This window comes from Persicobacter diffluens, assembly GCF_036244895.1.
GTDB classification, from domain to species: domain Bacteria; phylum Bacteroidota; class Bacteroidia; order Cytophagales; family Cyclobacteriaceae; genus Persicobacter; species Persicobacter diffluens.
On sequence record NZ_BQKE01000001.1, the window covers coordinates 2,635,081 to 2,657,769 of the forward strand.

Below are 22,689 nucleotides of genomic sequence, written 5' to 3' on the forward strand. Positions count from 1 at the left end.
CATCATGAAGCAAAAGATCTTATATACACTTTTTAGTCTGTTATGCTTTGGCTTAATGAATACAGCACAGGCACAGATCAGTAATCCCCCGGAGTTTCACGAAGGAGCCCAGTTCTACATCAATAAGCAGATCCCCCAGGCGGTCGCCGCCTTGGAACAAGGACTTCGAAAGGAGCCGGACAATCTGGCCATGCAGGAATTGCTGAAAAAAATCCGGGAACAACAAGACCAGCAGGATCAACAAAATCAGCAGCAGAACCAGCAAAACGAAGAGAATCAGGACGAAAATCAGGAAGAAAACCAAGACCAGCAGAATCAGGAAGAAAATCAGAAGGAAGAGGAGAATTCTGAAAATCAGGAGCAAGAGCAGGAAGGCCAGGAAGAGCAAGAGGATCAACAGAATCAGGAGCAACAGGGGGAAGATGCTGAGCAGCAAGAGGGAGACCCACAAGAGCAGGAACCTCAGGAGGGTGAGCAGCAGCAGGACCAGGCCAATGAAGAGCAAGAAAACGAGGAAGACAGTCCTCCTCCAAGCCCTTCGGCAGCAGAGCGTTTACAGGAAATGAATATGTCTGAAGATAAGGCGAGGATGATACTGGATGCCATGCGAAATGCCGAAGTGCAGTATTTGCAACAGAATAAAAGAAAGGCCACTCAAAAGCCTGACAATAGTAAACCGGATTGGTAAAATTCAAAAAAGATCATCTTATGGGTGATCTTTTTTCGTTTTATTACCATCTCTTTATCGGATATTTAATATTTTTTTCCCTTATTCAAATACCATACTTAACTTCTGAAAAATAGCGATCCCTATTTGCCACTGTACAATGAGTTCAAACTTAATTTTATAGACGATGAAAAATTGGCAGAATCTATTTTTCGTACTAATCGCCGCTCTCACTTTCTCTGCCTGTAGCAGTGTTAATGTCTCCTATGACTATGATCGCGGAGCGGATTTCTCTTCTTACCAAACTTACAGTTTCATGATCAAAGACCCTGATCAGAAAATCAATGTAGGCCTGAATGAATTGATGATCAGACGTGTGATGTCCAATATTGGGGGAGAAATGTCCGCCAGAAGTTATGAAGAAGTAGAAAACAATCCCGATTTATTGATCAATTTCTACCTCAAAACAAAAGACAAGAAAAACGTTTACTACGATCCCTATTGGGGTGGTTGGTACGGTCCCTGGGGCCCCTATCGTGGTCCACAGGTGACGGAATATACCGAAGGCAACCTGGTCATTGACATTGTGGATGCTAAGAAAAAGCAGTTAATCTGGCAAGGGGTAGCCACCGGATCTATTGACGGAAAAATGAAAAATCCGGATAAGACGATGCAAAAAATTGTGAATGAAGTATTTCTTCGTTACCCGCATAAAGCAAATGAGGCCTTCGGATATCAGGTGAAAAAATAAAACGTACAAGCAGGGGCCCGTCTCCTGCTTTTTTTATATCAAAAAATTATGGCAGGAACGAGCAAGAATCAACGCATAGCGCAAATCATTTCCATTCTAATCAAATATGGTTTTGAAGATTTTATCGCAAATTCCCGCCTTAAAGAATTGGTAGTCTCCACTCCCCTGCTGAACAAAACAGTTTCGGAGGAAACCTTAAAATACACCAGAGCGCAACGCATTCGTCTGGCGGCGGAAGAACTAGGGCCCACTTTTGTAAAATTAGCCCAGATCATGGCCAACCGGCCGGACATGCTACCGGCAGAATGGCTGGAGGAATTAGCCAAAACCCAAAAAGAATCCAGTCCGGTACCGAATTGGGATGTGGAAAAATTTATTTCCGAAGAGTTGGGCAGACCCTTCCAGGAAATTTTCCGATACGTAAACCATCAACCCATGGCCTGCGGCTCAATAGCTCAGGCCCACAGGGCTATTCATGTCGATGGAACAGAAATGGTGCTGAAACTGCAGCGCCCTGACATTGCCACCATCATTGAAGCGGACCTAGAAATCCTGCATCTGATTGCCTCTCAGGCGGAATCCAATATAGAAAAATTCGCCACCTTTCAGCCCGTAAAACTGGTGGAGAGCTTTCAAAAGCACATGCTGGAGGAATTAAACTTTCGGAATGAGGTTCAAAACATCAAGGAATTTTATCATCAATATAAAGGATGGGATGGACTCACCAGCCCCAGAACCTACGAGTATTGTAGTTCCGGAAAAATCATTGCTATGGAGATGATGAAGGGCCATAAAATCGATGAATGGCAGCCTGAAGATCCCTCCCTGAAGCAGCAAATGATTGACACCCTCATTGATGCTTTCTTTAGCCAAATCCTGGAATATGGATTTTTCCATGCCGATCCACACCCCGGAAACATCTTGGTACAGGACAATGGAGAAATCTGCTTCATTGATTTTGGAAATATGGGTAGGCTCACCAGTTCCCAACGAGAACTACTCTCCCGTTTTTTCTTTCAATTTCTACAAAAAGACTACCGTCAAATAGCTCGAACGGTCAAGGAAATTGCCATTTCCCATGAAATCACGGACATGAAAATCTTTGAATCAGAATGTGAAATGGTAATTCAGCGTTTTGATCGGTCCCTGGCCGATATTGAATTAAAGGAAATGGCCCAAACCTTCACCAGCCTGATTTATAAATACCGGATAGAATTACCACAATACCTTCACTCCGTATTCCGCGCTGTGCTGATCATGGAAGGACTGGGAAGCAACCTGGATCCTGACTTTGAAATCTTTGATAAGCTTCGCCGATTTGGGAAAAAAATTGTACTCAATCACCTTGACCCGAAAAAAATTGCCAAAGACAGCCTCAGCTCCCTATTCACTTTAGGCACTTTATTGAAAAATGTCCCACATGATTTACAAGACCTTATTGATACTGCTAAAGAGGGAAAGTTCAAAATAGACATTAAACATCATGGCTTAGAGGATTTCCGCCAAACCATTGACTCCGCCACCAATCGCATCTCTCTGGCCATCATCACTGCTGCAATTATCATTGGCTCTTCAGTAATCATCTTTGCACAAATCCCTCCACTCATCTATGATATCCCCATTCTGGGATTTATTGGCTTTTTCCTTAGCTCCATTTTGGGCTTTTATATGATATTGACTATCCTCCGTAACCAAAGACCAAAAAAATAAAGGCATTAGAGCACATTAAAAGCTAAAATTCGTAGCGAAAATTTGAAATACTATAGAAGCGGTACCCGATTATTAAGAGAGAATAGCAGTGCTATTGTTGAGAAATTATCCAATATCGCCTCCAATAATTCGAATTTGCAGTCGGGAAGTGCGGTTTTAAACATGCGCTTATAATAGAAAACCAATCGCCCAATTTTTAAAAACACCCTTCTGCCGGTATTTGGCAAGAATCCACGCAGATTCAACAAACAATTCGGACGGGAATCGGTAATCTTTCTAAAGCATACCTATGATTTTTGATAGATACCGAAAACTGGAATCCCTCTTTAACGAATCCCACTTTCCGCAATGGGCCCGAACGCCCGTTTCTGCCCAATATTTCCTGGCCGAAAAAGAAAAAAACATAGGCAATCTTTACCTCAGCACTCAGGTGGCCATGGCCTTTGAAGATAACCGGCAATTTCAGGTCCTGCTTCGAATGGCTTTCGGCTCCGAGGCCCACGATCAATTACTGGAAATGGAAGGTAGGTATTTCCCGTGGCTGGAAGATTTTATGAATGAACACCGCGAAATCAACCTTTTGCAGGAGGAAATGCATTATACCGACTTTCTTTGCAGAGAAACCCCTACCGGTTTCCCTGCCAATATGCTGAAAATCATTCATCAAAAGGCCCGTCTGCTTATCACCGTAAATGGCATGAAACGCTATTGTGAATGGCTTCAAAAAGGACATTTAGGATCTCATTGCTATTTCTTTCTGGGAGAGGCTTTTGAATGTTAACCCGAATTATCCACCCCTAGGTTCAGGGAGTTACTATAACATTTGCATTATTTGCGCATTTTGAATAGATCCATTTTTTTTAATAGGTCAAATTTTGAGGTAGTCACTATGTCTTCCTTCATCCGATTAGTTGAAAAAAACGATATAGGAGCTTAATCCTACCTTTTCTCCAACTGCAGCGAAACGAGGAGGTAAAAAGGTGTAATCCGGCTTAACGCCGTCACCATCACACTATTATTCAGGTTTTTCCATTTGAAAAATACAGTTAAAAATTGTATTTTAAATAAACAACAAACCCAAAACCTGAAATGAGAGATGTATTTATCGTGTCGGTAGCCCGCAGCCCGATGGGAAGTTTTATGGGCAAACTTTCCGGCTTCTCCGCCACTGAACTTGGTGCTCATGCCGTAAAATCTGCTTTAGACAAACTGCCCCAAAATGCTTTCCAACCAGATGAAATATTCATGGGAAACGTGGTTGCTGCCAATCTGGGACAAGCCCCTGCCAAACAAGTCGCCGTAAAAGCAGGACTCGGATATGAAATCCCCTCCACCCTGATTAATAAAGTGTGCTCCTCCGGCCTTAAAGCGGTCACACTTGCGGCTCAAAGCATTATGAGCGGACAAAATGAGGTAGTCGTAGCAGGAGGCATGGAAAGCATGTCTAACATTCCATTTTACCAGCCAAAAGCCAGAACCGGGAATAAATTCGGACACGTCCAATTAGTGGATGGGCTGGTGCAGGATGGGCTCTTTGAGCCCTATTATAAATTCCCCATGGGCAATTGTGCTGAAAATACGGCCAGAGAAATGAAAATTACGCGCCAAATGCAGGATGATTATGCGGTGGAATCCTATACGCGAGCAAAAAGTGCGACGGAGGCTGGTAAATTCAAATCTGAAATAGCGCCCATCGCAATCCCACAAAGAAAAGGGGAGCCCATCATTATGGAAGAGGATGAGGAATTCCGAAACGTTAATTTGGATAAAATTCCGCACTTAAAGCCCGTCTTTGATAAGGAGGGCTCCGTCACTGCTGCCAATGCCTCCACTATTAATGACGGCGCTGCCGCAGTGGTGCTCATGAGTGGAGATAAAGTAGCGGAATTAGGACTGAAACCTTTAGCTAAAATCATTTCATTTGCCGATGCCTCTCAGGACCCACTTTGGTTCACCACAGCCCCCACAGTAGCTATCCAAAAGGCATTGTCAAAAGCCGAAAAGCAAATTGAAGACATTGATTTTTTCGAAATCAATGAAGCTTTCGCGGCTGTCGCCATTGCCAACATCCAGAAACTCAAATTGGATCCTACCAAGATTAACGTGTACGGAGGCGCTGTTGCATTAGGACACCCACTAGGCTGCTCCGGTGCCCGGATATTAATCACACTATTAAGTGCATTAAGACAAGAAACTGGTAACCTTGGTGTTGCAGGAATTTGCAACGGAGGAGGCGGTGCTACAGCTATAATAATTGAAAGACAATAGACTCCGAGGAGTTTTATTTCTGCAAACTGAGGGCGTGGGAAACCACGCCTTCTTTTTTTTTAGTATTTTATAACTTTTTTGAGATTCTCATTTTCAATCCCTAAATTAACAGGCATATTAATATTAAAACAAAATTAGAAGTTTTACTCACCAACCTGTATTGATTGTAAAATGTCACTAAAATCTATCCTTCTCTCCACCCTTCCGAAAGGCCTTTCGGAAGAGGAAGAGTTTAATTATCAGTTAACGAATATTATTTCGTTTTTTCTTACTATAGTAGGTCTTGCTTTCACCTTAATTTCAGCTTTCGTTTTCCCTACCGGTATTATATACCCTATTATCGGAACCACTTTTTTTGCTTCTCCGCTATTGCTGAACAAATTTAAGCAGATTGACATCAGTCGTCTAGCTTTAATTATTGGCTCGGTCATCGCTTTGTCTTTATACCACACTGCATTAAGAAAACCTGGAGATGAATTAATTGTAGGCCTTGCCCTATTGCAATTATCATTCGCTTTAGTAGGCTTTTTGTTGTTCACCAAAAAAGAAAAAAGTCTTTTTGCTGCTGCCAACCTTATTGCCCTGGGAGGTTTCTTTTACCTGGTAACGGCCAGTGGTAAAAACATTAATGATATGGATATTTCGGTTTTCACTACCGGATTCATGCATTACATTGCAGTGTTTGCCGCCCTGATTATTGCGTTTTTTATCATGTTGACCTTCCGTTATATCAATACCCAAAATCAGAATAAAACTTTGGTATTGATGAAGGATGTTCAAAAGCAACAAGAAGAGATGTCGGTGAAGAACGACGAGCTGAATAAATACATCGGTGAAATCGAGATCAAACAGGAAGAGGACAAGCAACGACAATGGATCGCTGAGGGACAGTCCAAAGTAGATCACTTACTTCGAACAGAAGAGGATAAGGATGCCGTATTTGATAAGTTACTTAGCTTTTTGGTAAAATATATGGGTGTTAACCAGGGAGCTGTTTTTTTGGTAGAAAACCAGGAAAACAATGACGAATACCTTAAAATGGCAGGCTGCTATGCCTATGATCGAAAAAAGTACCTGGACAAGCGAATCAACATTGGAGAGGGACTTATCGGGCAATGCTTTTTAGAAAAGGAACGCATCTTCCTCACCGAAATTCCGGAGAATTATGTAAATATTACTTCCGGCCTTGGAAGTGCGAACCCGACCAACCTGATTATTATCCCCTTCCTTTACAATGAAGAGGTGGTAGCCGTAATTGAATTGGCCTCCTTCGATATTATTCCGGAACACCAGATTACCTTCCTTGAAAATATGGGCCAAAGTGTGGCGGCTTTCGTGATGAATCATCGTGTGAATATTCGTACGCAAAAGCTTTTGGAAGAATCGCAGATGAATGCCGAAATGCTAAGAGCGCAAGAAGAAGAAATGAGACAAAATATGGAAGAGCTTACTGCTACTCAGGAAGAGGCAGAAAGAAGAACCCTCGCTTTCCAGAAAGAGTTAGCAGCTAAAAATGAAGAAATAGAAAACCTAAAATTAAGACTTCAGCAAGTCTAAAAAGTAGGCTTTCAAAAAATGATAAAAGCCCGGAAATATTCCGGGCTTTTTTATTTACTATAGATTTATTACAAAATTCATTAGTAATGATGTGAGGCGCTACCAAAAAAACAAAAAAGTTATTTTTCAAACAAAGCCTCGAGTCTCAACCGAAGCAATAATACATCCTTAAGCCGGATTGTTCATGCTTAAACCCTCAATCAGATACAGGCGGGGAAAATAAACCAACAGCTCCCTATTTCATTTTTTTCCCCAACAGGCAATTGAATAGGCAAAAAGCAAGCTTACCGAAATAGGGTGTGGTAAAATTTTTGAAACTACCCTCAACGCAAGGTATTGAATTAATAGGTTAGTTATTTTGAATCTGGTAGTGCATAATTGAGCAAATACCACTATACTCAGTTCGTCCTGGCAAATAGAGAGGGCCAGCAAAATTATTGAAGCTCCTTTTTTTACTGATCTAAGTGAAGCCAGTTGGCTAAAAAAGCGCCCCTACCGATGTCTCAAACAACCTCAGGAAGATCACCCCGAAAAAGACACAAAAAAACCCACTCTACTCTTTCAAGTAAAAGCGGGTAACAAACAACAGAATATTCTTAATAAAAAGGTGTTAAAGGACTTTTAATTAAGCTGAGACTGTATCTTTTATCTGCGCAGCGATAAAATCACCTACTGCGGTAGTACTTTGCGGTGCGGCTTTGTTCACATCCTCTGTGGCAAATCCTTCATCCAAAGCGAAGTCAACGGCTTTGCGCACATCCTCTGCGGCATCAAACAACTCCAAGTGGTCCAGCATCATCGCTACAGACAAAATGGTGGCCATTGGGTTAGCAATGTTTTTACCGGCAGCCTGAGGATAAGAACCGTGAATCGGCTCAAAAAGGGAAGAGCCTGTTCCGACAGAAGCCGAAGGCAACATCCCCAAAGAACCGGAAATGATAGAGGCTTCATCCGAGATGATATCCCCGAACATATTCTCGGTTAATACCACATCAAATTGTTTCGGATTCAAAATCACCTGCATGGCGGCATTGTCCACAAACAGATAATCTACTTCTACAGAAGGATAATCCGCGGACATTTCCTGTACTACTTTTCTCCACAGGCGGGAGGTTTCCAATACATTGGCTTTGTCCACCAAGGTTAGTTTATTGCGGCGCTGAGTGGCAGCTTTGAATGCCAGGTGTGCAATTCGCTCAATTTCAGAACGCTCGTAAACACAGTGGTCATAAGCTTTGTCTTCACCTTCTTTACCTTTGGCGCCAAAATAAATCCCTCCGGTCAGCTCGCGGTAAATCACGAAATCGGCTCCTTCCAAACGCTCCGGTTTAATCGGTGCTTGATCCAATAGTGCATTGAAAGTACGGATGGGACGAATGTTGGTAAACAAGCCCAAGGCTTTACGAATGGCCAACAATCCCTGCTCCGGACGCACCTTGGCATTCGGGTCGTTATCGAATTTTGGATCGCCTACCGCACCCAGCAAAACAGCATCCGCTTGCTGACAGGCGGTTACTGTATCCGCTGGTAGCGCGTCACCGGTGGCATCAATGGCAGCGGCGCCGATCAATCCTTCGGTGAATTCAAAATTTACTCCATACTTTTCCGACACGGCTTGAAGCACTTTTTGTGCCTGAGCAACAATCTCCGGACCGATTCCATCGCCCGGTAAAACAGTTATATTCTTAGTGACTTTAGACATCTTTATTTTGCTTGTTCGTATGCTTCAATTTCAGGGGTAATGCTCAACAGGAAGTCGATATCATTCAAACCTTCCATCAGGCAGTGTTTTTTGTAACCGTTGATCTCAAAAGATTCTGAAAGTGAAGTGCCCTCAATTTTAATGGTCTGCGCCCCCAAATCCACCGTTACCTCGGTTTTAGGATCTGCTTCAGCGCGGCTGAAAAGTTCCTCCAAAAATTCAGGAGACACCTCTACCGGCAACAAGCCATTGTTGGTACAGTTATTCTTAAAAATATCGGCAAAGGCTGAAGAAACTACCACGCGGAAACCGTAATCATAAACTGCCCAGGCAGCATGTTCACGAGAGGAACCGGAACCGAAATTTCTCCCGGCCACCAATACTTTACCGCTGTATTTGCCGGTATTGAAAATAAAATCTTCATTCACCGATCCGTCTTTTTGATATCTCCAGTCGCGAAATAAATTATCTCCAAAGCCCTCACGGGAAGTAGCCTTCAGGAAACGTGCAGGGATAATCTGATCAGTGTCCACATTCTCATTGCGAAGTGGAATATAAGTTGAATTAACTATTTTTAGCTTTTCCATGATGTTCGTTCAATAAAAAATTATGCTTCCACTACCACTCCTGAAATCGCTGCTTTCGCTGCAGTAATCGGCGAAGCCAAAAGCGTACGGGAACCAGGACCTTGACGGCCTTCGAAATTTCGGTTAGAGGTAGAAACGCAATAGCTTCCTGCCGGAATTTTATCATCATTCATGGCCAGACACGCAGAACAACCCGGCTGACGAAGCTCAAATCCCGCCTCATTCAATACCTGCTTAATCCCCTCTTCAATAGCTTGCTCTTCCACTAATTTGGAGCCTGGAACAATCCATGCGGTCACGTGATCCGCCTTCTTATGGCCTTTTACCACCTCCGCAACGGCACGTAAATCTTCGATACGGCCATTAGTACAGGATCCGATGAACACATAATCGATCTTCTTACCTGCAATGGCATCTCCTTCTCGGAAATCCATATAATCCAAAGCCTTGGCAAGGGTGCGTTTCTCCGTATCATCCACCTCGTCTGCTGTTGGAATATGATCACTCAAGCCAATCCCCATTCCCGGATTAGTTCCGAAAGTAATCATGGCCGGAATCTGCTGGGCATCATAATGGTATTCCTTATCAAAAACAGCTTCTTCTTCTGTAAATAGCTGAGACCATTCGGCTACTGCTTTTTCGAAGTCAGCGCCCTTAGGCACTTCCTGACGACCTTCCAAATAATCGAAAGTGGTTTGGTCCGGGGCAATTAAACCTCCACGTGCCCCCATCTCGATACTCATATTACAAACCGTCATTCGCTCTTCCATGGTCATATTCCGGAAAGTAGAACCTGCGAACTCTACAAAATACCCCGTCCCACCGGAAGTCGTTAGTTTAGAAATCACATAAAGCACCACATCCTTAGCGGTAACGCCTGCTTTTAGCGCTCCATCCACATTGATTCGCATTTGCTTGGGCTTACGCTGCATCAAACACTGGGTGGTCAACACCATCTCTACTTCAGAAGTACCAATACCAAAGGCAATCGCGCCAAAAGCACCGTGGGTGGAAGTATGCGAATCACCACAAACGATGGTCATACCCGGCTGGGTAAATCCCATTTCCGGACCAATCACATGGACAATCCCCTGGTGTTTATGATTCAAACCAAAAGCTTCAATTCCATGATTGGCACAGTTCTCTTCCAGGGTTTTCACCTGCTTAGCTGAAAGCTCATCTTTGATCGGCAGATGCTGATCGATGGTCGGAACATTGTGATCAGCCGTTGCGGTCACTAAATCCGGACGACGCACTTTCATTCCGCGCGCATCCAAACCGGCAAAGGCTTGTGGGGAAGTCACTTCATGAACGTAGTGACGATCGATATAAAAAACGCATGGGCCATTTTCAATTTCTTTAACCACATGCTTTTCCCAGATTTTATCAAATAAGGTCTTTTTCATCATTGCTGCATTGTTGAGTAGGATGGCTAGGCATCCGATAGTAGGGCAAAAAAGGAAAGGCGAATTGCAGCAATTGCTGCAATGCCTTTCGAACAACATAAACCCAAATGAATATTATTTAAGCGATAAGCAGGTGAAGGTCATTATCCTCAATCACCTTTTTCTCATCTGCCATTTTTAAGAATTTCTCATAGATAGAGTCCAACGCTCCGCCTTCTACTTTGTGGCCAATGCCCTCCAAACGGTAGCGTAATGCTGCACGACCTGAGCGAGCAGTCAAAATAATTTCGGAAGAATCCACCCCTACATCTTTAGGATCAATCACTTCATAGTTTTCACGGTGTTTCAACACCCCATCCTGATGGATGCCGGAGGAATGCGCAAAAGCATTTCTTCCCACAATCGCTTTATTAGGCTGTACCGGCATACGCATCATCGTCGAGACAAGCTTGCTGGTTTTGGCTAATTGGATGGATTGAATTTTGGTATAGAGATCCAAATATGGATGACTTTTCAAAATCATGGCGACTTCCTCCAGGGAGGTATTCCCTGCACGTTCGCCAATCCCATTCATGGTAACTTCCACCTGACGCGCACCATTCATTACCCCCGCAACTGAATTGGCTGTCGCCATTCCCAAATCATTATGACAATGCGTTGAAATAATCGCCTTATCGATATTGGGAACGTTATTTTTCAGGTAGGCGATCTTAGCCCCATACTCGTTTGGTAAACAATAACCGGTAGTATCCGGAATATTTACCACATCTGCACCGGCCTTAATCATGGCCTCCACCACACGTGCCAGGAACTCATTATCGGTACGTCCGGCATCTTCTGCATAAAATTCCACCTGCTCAGCAAAGTTCTTCGCATATTTTACTGCTTCCACTCCGCGTCGGATGATTTCTTCCGGATTCGAGTTGAATTTATATTTTATATGATAGTCTGAAGTCCCTATTCCGGTATGAATACGACCTCTGTGGGCATATCTTAATGATTGGGCAGCTACTTCAATGTCTTTTTTCACTGCTCGGGTTAGCGCACAAATTACGGGCTCCCTCACGGCTTTACACACTGCCTCCACCGCTTCGAAATCACCAGGAGAGGAAATGGGAAAGCCTGCCTCGATAATATCCACGCCGAGGCTTTCCAGGGCCTGCGCTACAATTACCTTTTCATCAGTATTTAGCTGGCATCCCGGCACCTGCTCACCATCTCTTAGGGTGGTATCGAAGATATATACTTTCTCTTTATCCATATTTGTGAATCGTTATTAGGATATATTCATTAGGGTTTTTAACAAAAAAATATTTTTTTAGACTTTTATCTGAAGCCATTCCGTGGGATATTCCCGTTCTATTATCTTATTATGGTTTCAAATGTATTGGAATAGGGCTTTGTAGGAAAAACATAAATTACAATCTTATACGAAGCCCAAAACGGACTTTAACAACACAAAAACCTTGACTAACAGCTTTCTACCCCTGTTTTTCAGGAATTACAGATACTATGGCTAAGCAGCAAACCGACCATCTTTTTCAACTGGTAAAATCCCTTTCAAAATCCGAAAAACGGAACTTCAAGCTCTATGTAAAAAGAAACAGTAGTTCCGAGGGAGCAAAATTTCTACAATTATTTGACCTGATAGATAAGCAGGAAGAATATGATGAGGTGCTTTTAATGAAAAAAGCCAAGGACATCAAAAAAGTGCAGTTATCTAATCTTAAAGCACACTTGTACAAACAGCTCCTTACCAGTCTCCGCCTGAATTATAAGAACAGTGATATTGCCATCAGCATTCGGGAACAAATTGACTACGCTAAGATTCTGTACAATCGGGGGCTTTATATGCAAAGTCTGAAAATTCTGGATAAGGTTAAATCTTTGGCCTATAAATACCATCAGATTCGCCAGATCAAAACCATTATTGAGTTTGAAAAGCGAATTGAAAGCCAGTTCATTACACGTAGTATTTCAACGCGCGCGGAAGACCTGACGCGGGAATCAGATAAGATCAATACCATTTCCCAAAGAATGTCTCTTTTTTCAAATTTGGCCATTCGATTATATGGGCTTTTCCTCAAAAAGGGACATACCTATGATGGCGCCTACCGGGAAGAGGCAGACCGGATGTACCAGGAAGGACTGCCAGAATATGTGGAAGAAGAGTTAACTTTTCACGAAAAACTTAACCTTTATCATGCCAAACAATGGTATTACTACCTGACTCAGGATTTCCGAAATGCTTATAAATATTGTTCTAAATGGGTGGGACTATTTGCGGATCAACCGGAAATGAAGTCCATTATTCCAGACATGTACATTAAGGGGCTTGACAACTTACTGAATGCCTGTTTTCTTTCGGCTTATTACAGCAAGTTCAATGAAATCTTTCAGGAATTAGAGGCAGTTCATGAAGAAGAGCCATTGATGAACATAGAGAATATTCGGATCCTGCAATTCACGACCCGCTCGACCCATTTGATTAATAAGCATTTTATGGATGGGCAGTATAAGGAAGGCATAAAAGAAGTTCCCGTGATAGAGGAAGGCCTTGCTCTTTATAAACGAAACCTGGATAACCACATTGTCCTATCTCTTTATTATAAAATTGCCTGCCTTTATTTTGGGGATGGAGATTACCACACCACCATTAAATACCTCAACAGGATTGTTGATTTCAAAGACACAGAGCTCAGGGGAGATCTTCATGCTTTTGCGCGCCTGTTATTAGTAATCTGCTATTTTGAACTGGAGGAATACGATTATCTGGAATATTTACTTAAGTCCACTTACCGATTCCTGATGAAAGAAAGTGAATTATATGAAGTGCAGCGGGTGATCCTGAGGTTTATCCGAAGACTCCCTTATTTGGCACATGATCAGCTAATGGAGGAATTTAAAAAATACCGAACGATTTTACATCAACTTAGAGAAGATCCAAGGGAGCAGCGTCCTTTCCTTTATCTGGATCTTTTGGTCTGGCTGGATTCTAAAATTGAAAAACGCAGTATTTCTGAAATCGTCCAGGAAAGATGTGAAGTCACCCTCAAGGGGATGAAAATATAAAGGTGCTTTAAGCCGAATTATTCAGCCATTTGTTTTGCTGGAGTAATAACAAACGAAGCTTAACCCGAATTATTCACCGCTAAATTTATTAAATAAGAGTAAATAGCTTATTTGCAACTTATTACAGCTTGTTTTCTTTGATTTTTAATAGCCTAAATTTGGAAAAGCTTACTTTTTCCTCATTCATCTGTTTGGTTGGAAAAAACTCGAAATAGGAAAAATTCCTTCATTTTTTCCGCCTTACAGCAAAACGAGGATTTAAGCATGAATTCATCTAGGTTAAACCACAAAAAAACCGCTGAGGAAAACTTTTCTTCAGCGGTTTTTTTATTACTCCATGGAAGGTGGAGCAAACAGATTTAAATCTTTAAACTCCATATCAAATTTATTGGCAATGGCCTCATTGGACAGGCAACCTTTATAGCTGTAAACCGCTTTCAGGAACCATTCCTCCATAAACATCATCTCCTCCACTCCTCCATGATCGCCCGCTTTCAATATGATAGGGGTAAAAATATTGCTTAATGCGGTCGTCGCTGTGCGTCCCACCCTGGAAGGAATGTTAGGCACACAATAATGTATCACCTCAAATTTCCGAAATGTGGGAGATTCATGAGTGGTGGGGCGGGAAGTTTCGAAACAACCGCCCTGATCGATCGTAATGTCAACAATCACCGAATTGGGCTTCATGCTCCCCACCATTTCCTCCGTCACAAAATATCGATTCCTACCTTTTTCCGGACGAATAGCGCCAATCACCACATCCGCAGAACGCAGGGCGGTTCTTAAGGTTTCCGTATCAATTGTACTGGTGGCAATATTATGCCCTAGTGCTGACTTCAGTCTACGAAGTTTATAAATCTGATTATCAAAAATCTGAACACGAGCACCTAATGCAAAGGCCACCCGCGCTGCATACTCTGCAACCGTTCCTGCTCCTAATATCACAATATTAGTCGGCGCTACCCCGGTAATTCCACCGAGAATCACCCCCCGCCCATTGCGAACATTACTTAAATATTCTGAAGCGATAAAGAGGGCATTCATCCCGGCAATCTCCGACATGGCCCGCACCACAGGCATTCCTCCGGATTTATCCTCTAATAATTCAAAACCCAGAGCAGTCAGTCGCTTTTGTTTTATCTTTTTTAAATAGGCCGAAGACATCGTCCCCAAATGGATGGCAGAAATCAGGGTGGACTGCGGCTTCATCATGTCCAACTCCTCTATGGTTGCAGGCTCCACCTTCAGCACCACCGGGCACTCAAACACCTCCTCGGAGGAATAAGCCACCTTAGCCCCGGCATTTGCATACTCGTCATCAGAAAAGTTAGAAGATAAACCCGCCCCGGTTTCCACCACTATCTCATGCCCATTGGCCACAATCAGCCCGACGGAGTCAGGGGTAAGCGCGACCCGATTTTCCTGCATGGAACGTTCCATCGGTAAACCGATTTGAAGTGATTGCTGCTTTTTAGAAATTTTCGCTGGTTTCTCCTGCGTCAGCAAGGATTCCTGCGCCAACTTTGAAAATCCAAAAGGAGTCTGTTTAGCCATTTTTGGTTAGTTTTATTAACCGATGTGATTCATCAACCGCTTCAATTTCCACAAGTAAATGACGATCAGGAATCAAATTAGGGATCATGGATGACCATTCTATAAAACAAAAATCTCCGGAATAAAAATATTCCTCCGCACCCATTTCCTCCGCTTCCTCCTCCTCATCGATTCGATAAAAATCAAAGTGATAAACCGCCTGATCCGCCTTGGTTCTGTACTCATTTACCAGGGAATAAGTCGGACTAGTCGGATCATCCACCACTTCCAATGCTTTACATAGCGCAATGGTCAAGGTCGTTTTGCCTGCTCCCATCTCCCCATTCATTAACCAAACAGGGTAATCTCTCCCAAAGGCCAACATCTTTGCTGCTGCCTGCGGCAAATCCTCCAAGCGGTGAGTCTCGATGATCAATTGTTCTTTCAAAATGCAAAAAAATTTTGATACTGTCTTAAAACAACAAAGGAAAGTATCCTTTCTTCTTTACAAATTTGATAGAAAAAAGCTTACTTCCCTTTAAATACGGCTAAATTTTAGCAGCTGACCTTATTTCGGCACCATGGATACAAAAGGACAAATCATTTCCTCCATTGAAATTCCTCCATGCTGGAAGGTGTCCTTATAATATTTTACATAGTAATTGTAATTATTCGGGTAAGCAAAGAAGCTATCCTCCACCGCAAACACGTAGGCCGTAGATACATTTTGCTTTGGCAAATGCAGATCTTCAGGATTACGGCTCACCAATACATCTCCTTCATTAAAGCTCAGGTTCTTTCCGGCTTTATAGCGTAGATTGGTATTCGTATTACGGTCCCCGATAATTTTATAAGGCCGCTTCACACGCATCGTTCCGTGATCTGTGGTCACCACCACATTTACATCCTTATTGGCTAATCGCTGAACAATGTCAAATAAAGGTGAATGCTCAAACCAGGATCTGGTCAAGGAACGATAAGCCGACTCATTAGGCGCCAATTCGCGGATCACCTCCATCTCTGTCCGGGCATGAGAAAGTAAATCCACAAAGTTATAGACTATGACGTTCAGGTCATTATTCATCAGATTATGAATACTTTCCGCCAATTGCTTACCCTGGTTCAGCTGCTTAATTTTATGATAAGACCATTTATAGTCCAAACGCATTCGCTTCAGCTGCTCTTCCAGGAATTCGTGCTCGTGATTATTCTTCCCTTCATCAGATTCATCGCCTACCCAGAGATGAGGATAGCGCTTAGACATCTCCAAAGGCATCAGACCGGAGAAAATGGCGTTTCTCGCATAGGCCGTAGTAGTCGGCAAAATGGAATAGAAAGTCTCTCTTTGATCAATTTTGAAATACTGACTGAATAATGGTTCCAAAATGGACCACTGATCCCATCGTAAATTATCAATCAACAGCATGAAAGTCGGCTTCCCGTTTTCCATCACCGGGAACACCTTTTGCTTCATCAGATTGTGCGCCAGCACCGGACGGTCAGATTCCGGATCGTTCAGCCAGTCCTCATAATTATCAATGACAAATCGTGCAAATTTATTATTGGCATCCGACTTCTGCATCTCCAATACCTCGGACATACTACTATCGTCAGAACTCTCAATCTCCAGCTCCCAATAAGTCAACTTCTTATAAATCTCCGCCCATTCTTCATGGTTCATATCATCCATAAAAGCCATGGAGATATTTCGGAATTCCTGCTGATAATTTTGATTCGTTTTCTCCGAAACCAAACGTTTATTGTCCGTGATTTTCTTCACGGCCATCAAAATTTGATTCGGGTTCACCGGTTTAATCAGGTAATCGGCAATCTTGGAACCGATCGCCTGCTCCATCACATCTTCCTCCTCACTTTTAGTGATCATCACTACCGGGAGGTTCGGACGGATATTCTTAATTTGATGCAAAGTCTCCAAGCCGGTCATCCCCGGCATCATCTCATCCAAAAACACCACATCGAAATGTTCATTCCCCGCTTCCTCCAGCGCGTCTGCCCCACTGTTTACTGCCGTTACATCATAGCCCTTCTTCTCTAAAAATAAAATATGAGGCTTTAAAAATTCAATTTCATCATCTGCCCACAATATCTTGTACCTTTGCATAAATCAAGGATTATTGGTTTCTTTAATTATAATTAATAGGGATTTCAAAAGTAAAAATCTTCCCAATATCACTGCTATTTACGTTGGCAAAAATTTATAGTTTTTAGTCAATCCGATAGCAAAATAGTAAAAGCGCCCTTGAATAAGAAGAAAATCATCAACGACCCGGTGTATGGTTTCATCAACATCAAAGATGAGCTCATTTTCGACCTAATCGAACACCCTTATATTCAGCGACTTCGCAGAATACGCCAGTTGGGCCTTACAGACATGGTCTATCCCGGAGCTATGCATACCCGCTTCCATCATGCCATTGGCGCCATGCACCTGATGACCAGAGCACTAGAACAATTACGAGACCGGGGTGTGGAGATTTCTGACAGTGAAATCCTTGCCGCTAAGGCCGCTATCCTGCTTCATGACCTGGGTCATGGCCCTTTTTCACATGCGCTGGAATTTACTTTGTTAAAAAATGTTAATCATGAAGATGTCTCGCTTTTTTTGATGGAAAAGATCAATAAATCCTGGAATGGCAGCCTGGATTTAGCCATCAAAATGTACAAAAAGGAATACGAGCGGCCATTCTTCGGGCAGTTGATCAGCAGCCAACTGGACATGGACCGCCTGGATTATTTACAACGGGACTCCTTCTTTACCGGGGTGCACGAAGGTACCATAGGCGCTCAGCGGATTATTAAAATGCTAGCAGTGGATCAGGATCAACTGGTGGTGGAAGAAAAGGGCATTTACTCCATTGAGAATTTCCTTAACGCCCGCCGACTCATGTACTGGCAGGTATATCTGCACAAGACCGCCCTGGCTGCAGAGCAAATGTTAATCAAGCTGATTCAGAGAGCGCAATTTTTGGCCAGAAACGGAGAAAATGTTCCGGCCTCTGAGGCCCTGACATTTTTTCTGAAACAGCCCGTGGACAAAAATTTCGATCAGCTCGACCTGGCCGCTCAATATTTTGTAAAATTAGATGATTATGACATCATCGCGGCCATGAAAACCTGGGGGAATCATCCCGACCGCGTACTTTCCCTATTAAGCCATCAATTACTCAATCGCGAAATATTTAAAATTCAACTCAAAAATCAACAAATTCCAACCCCCTCGATTAAGGCTGGATTAAAAAAAGTTTGTGATTATTTTAAGATAAGTGAACAAGAAGCTTCTTTCCTGATGGCCCATGGCGCCGTATCGAACTCCGCCTACTTAAACCATGGCGATCAGATACTTATATTACAAAAAGATGGGGAAATTGTGGATTTGGAATCTGCTTCAGACCTACCAAACATCACGGCAATGAGCAAAATTGTAAAAAAATACTATCTATGCTTATCCAAAAATGTATCTTTGTGATTGAATTTTGAAAAAGGACAGAGACTGAATGGAATTTACACTGAATCAGATTGCTGCAGTTTTGGGCGGCACCATTGAAGGTGACGGCGACAAAACTGTCAATACTATAGGAAAAATCGAAGAAGCCGGACCAGAAGCCATCTCGTTTTTATCCAATCCAAAGTACGAAAACTACTTATACACCTCCAATGCTGGTGGAGTAATAGTGAATGAAGACTTTGAACCTAAGCAGTCCTTTAGTACTACACTCATCCGGGTAAAAAATGCCTACTCTTCCTTTACTGCTCTTTTGGAGGAAGTCGATAAATTTCAAAGAAATGCTAAAACCGGCGTAGAGGAACCTTCCTTTATTGGTGAAGGCTCTACCATGGGAGAAAATGGCTATCGTGCGGCCTTTTCTTATGTTGGTCAAAATGTAAAAATGGGGACCAATGTAAAAATCTATCCGCATGCCGCCATTGGAGATAATGTAACAATTGGTGACAATACTGTTATTGATGCCGGCGCTAAAGTTTATAAAGACAGCGTAATCGGTAAAAATTGTTATATCCATGCCAATGCGGTAATCGGTTCTGATGGATTTGGCTTTGCCCCACAGGAGGATGGCACCTATAAAAGGATCCCGCAAATGGGAAATGTCATCCTGGAAGATAACGTGAGCGTCGGCGCTAATACGGTCGTAGATTGCGCTACCATGGGCTCCACCATCATCAAAGAAGGCGCAAAGCTTGACAACCTGATACAGGTAGCCCACAATGTTTCCATCGGTAAGAATTCTGTTATTGCAGCCCAAACGGGCATTTCCGGTTCTTCAAAAATTGGAGATGGCGCCACCATTGCTGGTCAGGTGGGCGTTGCCGGACACCTTCAATTGGCAGACAAAGTTTCCATCGGTGCGCAGGCCGGAATTTTAAAATCCGTAAAAGAAGAGGGTGCAGTACTCATGGGTTCTCCTGCATACAACCTTAAGGATTATCTTCGTTCTTACTCTGTATTCAAGAAATTACCTCAATTGGAAGCAGAGTTGAAAGAATTAAAAGAAAATACTTAACTTTGCCCTCCAATTATATTTATCAATGAACACTAAGCAACACACTATAAAAAAACCGGTCTCAGTTTCCGGTGTGGGATTGCATACGGGTCAAATGGCGACCATGACTTTTTTGCCGGCAGAAGCGGGCCACGGTTATAAATTTCAGCGCGTTGACTTAGAGGGCCAACCTATTGTCGAGGCAGATGTTGACTATGTCGTAGATACCTCTCGCGGAACAACCCTGCAAAAGGGAGAAGCCAGAGTAAATACTGTGGAGCACGTATTGGCGGCTTTAGTAGGTTTACAAATTGACAATGCCCTTATTCAGCTGGATGGTCCTGAACCACCAATTGCCGACGGTTCCTCTATTCTTTTTGTGGAAGCCTTAAAGGATTCCGGTCTTGAAGAACAGAATGCCCTTCGAAATTACTTCGAAATCCCTAAGAGCGTTTATTATAGCGACAAATCAAAAGATATTGATATTGCCGCCATGCCAGCAGACGATTACCGTCTGACCGTAATGGTGGATTATAATTCCCAAATTCTGGGATCGCAGCACGCTTCCATCACCCATATTAAGCAATTTGAAAAAGAGATTGCCCCATGCCGGACTTTCGTATTCCTGCATGAATTGGAAATGTTGTATGAGCAAGGCCTGATTCGCGGCGGAGATGTTGACAATGCCGTCGTGATTGTGGACCGCGAATTACAGCCAGAGCAGATGGATCGCCTGCAAAAAATATTTAACAAGGAAGACATCGTGGTCAATCAGGGATTCCTGAACAATGTGGAGCTGCGCTATAAAAATGAGCCAGCCCGACATAAACTGCTCGATGTTATCGGTGATTTAGCACTGGCAGGCCGTCCTTTGAAAGGACAAATTATGGCTGCACGACCAGGGCATGCCGCCAATGTGGCCTTTGCCCGAAAGCTAAAAAAGATGATGCAGGAGACCCACAGCAATATCCCGCATTACGATCCAAAAATGCCCGCAGTTTGCGATATTAACAAAATATCCGAAATGCTACCGCACCGCTTTCCCTTTTTAATGGTGGACAAAATTTTCCATCTGGACAGCAAATATGTAGCGGGAATTAAGAATGTTAGTATTAATGAGCCTATATTTACAGGCCATTTCCCGGACAACCCAGTATTCCCTGGCGTGTTAATGATTGAAGCATTGGCACAAACCGGAGGGATTTTGGTACTAGGGAATTACGAAAACCCTGAAAATCACTGGACTTACTTCCTTGGCGTGGACAAGGTGAAGTTCCGTAAAATGGTAAAACCGGGGGACACCCTTATATTACAATGTGAGCTTATCTCTCCGATAAAAAGGGGAATTGCTAAAATGAAAGGCGAGGCTTACGTTGGCAATGATTTGGTGTGTGAGGGCGAAATGACCGCTAGAATTGTACCTAAAGACTAATGAAAGGAGATATCAGTAAACTGGCAAATGTTCACCCGGAAGCCAAAATTGGTGAAGGCGTAACCATTGAAGCATTTGCTACCGTGCATAAAGACGTGGTAATCGGCGAAGGCACCTGGGTAGGTCCTAACGCCGTGATCATGGACGGTGCACGTATAGGAAAAAATTGTGAGATTCACTGTGGAGCGGCTATTTCAGGCACACCACAGGATCTTAAATTTGCAGGAGAATATTCCACCACAGAGATTGGTGATCATACGGTCATTCGGGAATATGTAACGGTTCACCGTGGGACTGTAGACCGCCATAAAACCGTGGTAGGATCTCACTGTTTGCTAATGGCCTATGTACACATTGCCCATGATTGTATTGTGGGGGATCGCTGTATTTTGGGTAATGCAACACAGGTGGCAGGGCACGTCATCATTGAAGACTGGGCGATTCTTGGTGGAACTACTGCGGTGCATCAGTTCTGTAAGATTGGAGCCCACACTATGGTAGCCGGTGGTACCCGACTAGGGAAAGATGTTCCTCCATTCGCCATGACTACCCGTGAGGGTGGATATAGTGGTATTAATTCTGTTGGTTTGAGAAGAAGAAATTTTTCCTCCGAACAAATTAACATTATTCAGGAGACCTACCGCACGATTTTCAATCGCGGATACAATATTTCCAAAGCCACTTCCGTAGCGGAAAGTGAAATTCCAACTACAGAAGAGAGAAATCAAATTCTGGACTTCATCAGAAATTCAGAGCGTGGAATTATCAAATAATTGATCTGCGCTTCATTAATTTCAGCCACATTGAAATAAGCTTTCAGTGTGGCTGTCATTTTTTATGCATGGAAGAGTTTAAAATCATAGCGAAACAAACTGCCAAACGCTACATCAACGAATGGGTTTTCCGCGGTTTAGACTATACTTTTGAAAGTGGAAACACCTACGCCATCACCGGCCCAAACGGCAGTGGAAAATCCACCCTAATGAAAGTGTTGGCGGGAACTACCCCCTCCACCAAAGGATCAGTAGAATACCTGGTGGGAGAAAAAACAATCCACGGAGATGATTTCTTCCAACACCTGACCTATGTCGCCCCCTATTTAGAACTACCGGAAGAATTAACACTGCGTGAATTTTTAGAATTCCACTTTCGCTTTAAGGAATTAAAAGATTATTTCTCCATTGATATTTTAATAAAATTCCTATCTTTACAAGCACATACCGATAAGCCCATCAAATTTTTTTCATCGGGAATGAAACAAAGGGTGCGTCTTGGCCTGGCTTTTGCGACCAAATGTCCTTTAGTATTTTTAGACGAGCCAACATCCAATCTGGATGAGTGGGGAATTAATTGGTACACTGAAAACTGTCAAAAATGGTTGAGGGATCAATGCGTCATCATTGGTTCTAATCAACCTTTTGAGTATACACATGCAAATTTTATTTTAAACATTAACTTGTTCAAAAAATGACAAAGCTGTTCAA

The 22,689-nt window shown here is 42.9% G+C and carries 19 protein-coding genes; 12 read left to right on the top strand and 7 right to left on the bottom strand.

Annotated features, from left to right (window positions below; translation table 11 throughout):
* Nucleotides 1–4: 4 nt before the first annotated feature.
* From AAA970_RS10665 to AAA970_RS10690, 6 genes are all read left to right on the top strand, one after another.
* Nucleotides 5–688 (top strand): hypothetical protein, encoded by a 684-nt coding sequence (locus AAA970_RS10665; RefSeq protein WP_338237105.1) that lies wholly within the window; start codon nt 5–7, stop codon nt 686–688.
* A gap of 166 nt (nt 689–854) precedes the next feature.
* Nucleotides 855–1,418, top strand: a complete 564-nt coding sequence (locus AAA970_RS10670) for a DUF4136 domain-containing protein (protein WP_053405594.1) — start codon at nt 855–857, stop codon at nt 1,416–1,418.
* A 48-nt stretch (nt 1,419–1,466) separates the two neighbouring features.
* The gene (locus tag AAA970_RS10675; RefSeq protein ID WP_338237106.1) at nt 1,467–3,128 is read left to right on the top strand and encodes an ABC1 kinase family protein; all 1,662 of its coding nucleotides are present in this window, start codon (nt 1,467–1,469) and stop codon (nt 3,126–3,128) included.
* Between the two features lie 289 nt (nt 3,129–3,417).
* Nucleotides 3,418–3,909, top strand: a complete 492-nt coding sequence (locus tag AAA970_RS10680; RefSeq protein WP_053405596.1) for a hypothetical protein — start codon at nt 3,418–3,420, stop codon at nt 3,907–3,909.
* Nucleotides 3,910–4,217: 308 nt separating this feature from the next.
* Nucleotides 4,218–5,396 carry an acetyl-CoA C-acyltransferase gene (locus AAA970_RS10685; protein WP_338237107.1) on the top strand — a complete coding sequence of 393 codons (1,179 nt, stop codon included), beginning with the start codon at nt 4,218–4,220 and terminating at the stop codon, nt 5,394–5,396.
* A 171-nt stretch (nt 5,397–5,567) separates the two neighbouring features.
* The gene (locus AAA970_RS10690; protein ID WP_338237108.1) at nt 5,568–6,953 is read left to right on the top strand and encodes a GAF domain-containing protein; all 1,386 of its coding nucleotides are present in this window, start codon (nt 5,568–5,570) and stop codon (nt 6,951–6,953) included.
* Between the two features lie 625 nt (nt 6,954–7,578).
* Here the strand turns inward: AAA970_RS10690 and leuB are convergent.
* The 4 genes from leuB to AAA970_RS10710 form a co-directional block, all read right to left on the bottom strand.
* Nucleotides 7,579–8,655 (bottom strand): 3-isopropylmalate dehydrogenase, encoded by a 1,077-nt coding sequence (gene leuB / locus AAA970_RS10695; protein ID WP_338237109.1) that lies wholly within the window; start codon nt 8,653–8,655, stop codon nt 7,579–7,581.
* Between the two features lie 2 nt (nt 8,656–8,657).
* On the bottom strand, nt 8,658–9,242 hold the full coding sequence (gene leuD / locus AAA970_RS10700; protein WP_053405602.1) for a 3-isopropylmalate dehydratase small subunit: 585 nt from the start codon (nt 9,240–9,242) through the stop codon (nt 8,658–8,660).
* 20 nt (nt 9,243–9,262) lie between these two features.
* Entirely contained in the window at nt 9,263–10,651 is a 1,389-nt protein-coding gene (gene leuC / locus AAA970_RS10705) for a 3-isopropylmalate dehydratase large subunit (protein WP_338237110.1), read from the bottom strand.
* Nucleotides 10,652–10,766: 115 nt separating this feature from the next.
* Nucleotides 10,767–11,909 (bottom strand): 2-isopropylmalate synthase, encoded by a 1,143-nt coding sequence (locus AAA970_RS10710; RefSeq protein ID WP_072159058.1) that lies wholly within the window; start codon nt 11,907–11,909, stop codon nt 10,767–10,769.
* Between the two features lie 251 nt (nt 11,910–12,160).
* Here AAA970_RS10710 and AAA970_RS10715 point away from each other — a divergent pair, with 251 nt between their 5' ends.
* Complete coding sequence (locus AAA970_RS10715) at nt 12,161–13,720, top strand: hypothetical protein (protein ID WP_338237111.1); 1,560 nt, start codon at nt 12,161–12,163, stop codon at nt 13,718–13,720.
* A 330-nt stretch (nt 13,721–14,050) separates the two neighbouring features.
* Here AAA970_RS10715 and AAA970_RS10720 read toward each other — a convergent pair whose 3' ends face one another.
* The 3 genes from AAA970_RS10720 to porX all read right to left on the bottom strand — a co-directional run bounded on the left by AAA970_RS10720 (nt 14,051) and on the right by porX (nt 17,378).
* Nucleotides 14,051–15,277 (bottom strand): alanine dehydrogenase, encoded by a 1,227-nt coding sequence (locus AAA970_RS10720; RefSeq protein WP_053405605.1) that lies wholly within the window; start codon nt 15,275–15,277, stop codon nt 14,051–14,053.
* Nucleotides 15,270–15,704: a tRNA (adenosine(37)-N6)-threonylcarbamoyltransferase complex ATPase subunit type 1 TsaE gene (tsaE, locus tag AAA970_RS10725; RefSeq protein ID WP_253275671.1), complete on the bottom strand. Its 435-nt coding sequence runs from the start codon at nt 15,702–15,704 to the stop codon at nt 15,270–15,272. Before tsaE ends, AAA970_RS10720 begins: the two co-directional genes overlap by 8 nt.
* A 120-nt stretch (nt 15,705–15,824) precedes the next feature.
* Entirely contained in the window at nt 15,825–17,378 is a 1,554-nt protein-coding gene (gene porX / locus AAA970_RS10730; protein WP_053405606.1) for a T9SS response regulator signal transducer PorX, read from the bottom strand.
* Nucleotides 17,379–17,516: 138 nt separating this feature from the next.
* On the opposite strand from porX, the gene AAA970_RS10735 reads away from it, so the two are divergent.
* The 5 genes from AAA970_RS10735 to AAA970_RS10755 all read left to right on the top strand — a co-directional run bounded on the left by AAA970_RS10735 (nt 17,517) and on the right by AAA970_RS10755 (nt 22,676).
* Nucleotides 17,517–18,743: an HD domain-containing protein gene (locus AAA970_RS10735; RefSeq protein WP_338237112.1), complete on the top strand. Its 1,227-nt coding sequence runs from the start codon at nt 17,517–17,519 to the stop codon at nt 18,741–18,743.
* 28 nt (nt 18,744–18,771) lie between these two features.
* The gene (gene lpxD, locus AAA970_RS10740) at nt 18,772–19,794 is read left to right on the top strand and encodes a UDP-3-O-(3-hydroxymyristoyl)glucosamine N-acyltransferase (RefSeq protein WP_053405608.1); all 1,023 of its coding nucleotides are present in this window, start codon (nt 18,772–18,774) and stop codon (nt 19,792–19,794) included.
* Nucleotides 19,795–19,819: 25 nt separating this feature from the next.
* On the top strand, nt 19,820–21,205 hold the full coding sequence (locus AAA970_RS10745; protein ID WP_053405609.1) for a bifunctional UDP-3-O-[3-hydroxymyristoyl] N-acetylglucosamine deacetylase/3-hydroxyacyl-ACP dehydratase: 1,386 nt from the start codon (nt 19,820–19,822) through the stop codon (nt 21,203–21,205).
* Nucleotides 21,205–21,978, top strand: a complete 774-nt coding sequence (gene lpxA, locus AAA970_RS10750) for an acyl-ACP--UDP-N-acetylglucosamine O-acyltransferase (protein ID WP_053405610.1) — start codon at nt 21,205–21,207, stop codon at nt 21,976–21,978. The genes AAA970_RS10745 and lpxA overlap by 1 nt, the downstream gene beginning before the upstream one ends.
* Nucleotides 21,979–22,046: 68 nt before the next feature.
* A complete protein-coding gene (locus AAA970_RS10755) occupies nt 22,047–22,676 on the top strand; it encodes an ABC transporter ATP-binding protein (RefSeq protein ID WP_053405611.1) in 630 nt (209 codons plus the stop codon).
* Nucleotides 22,677–22,689: the final 13 nt, after the last annotated feature.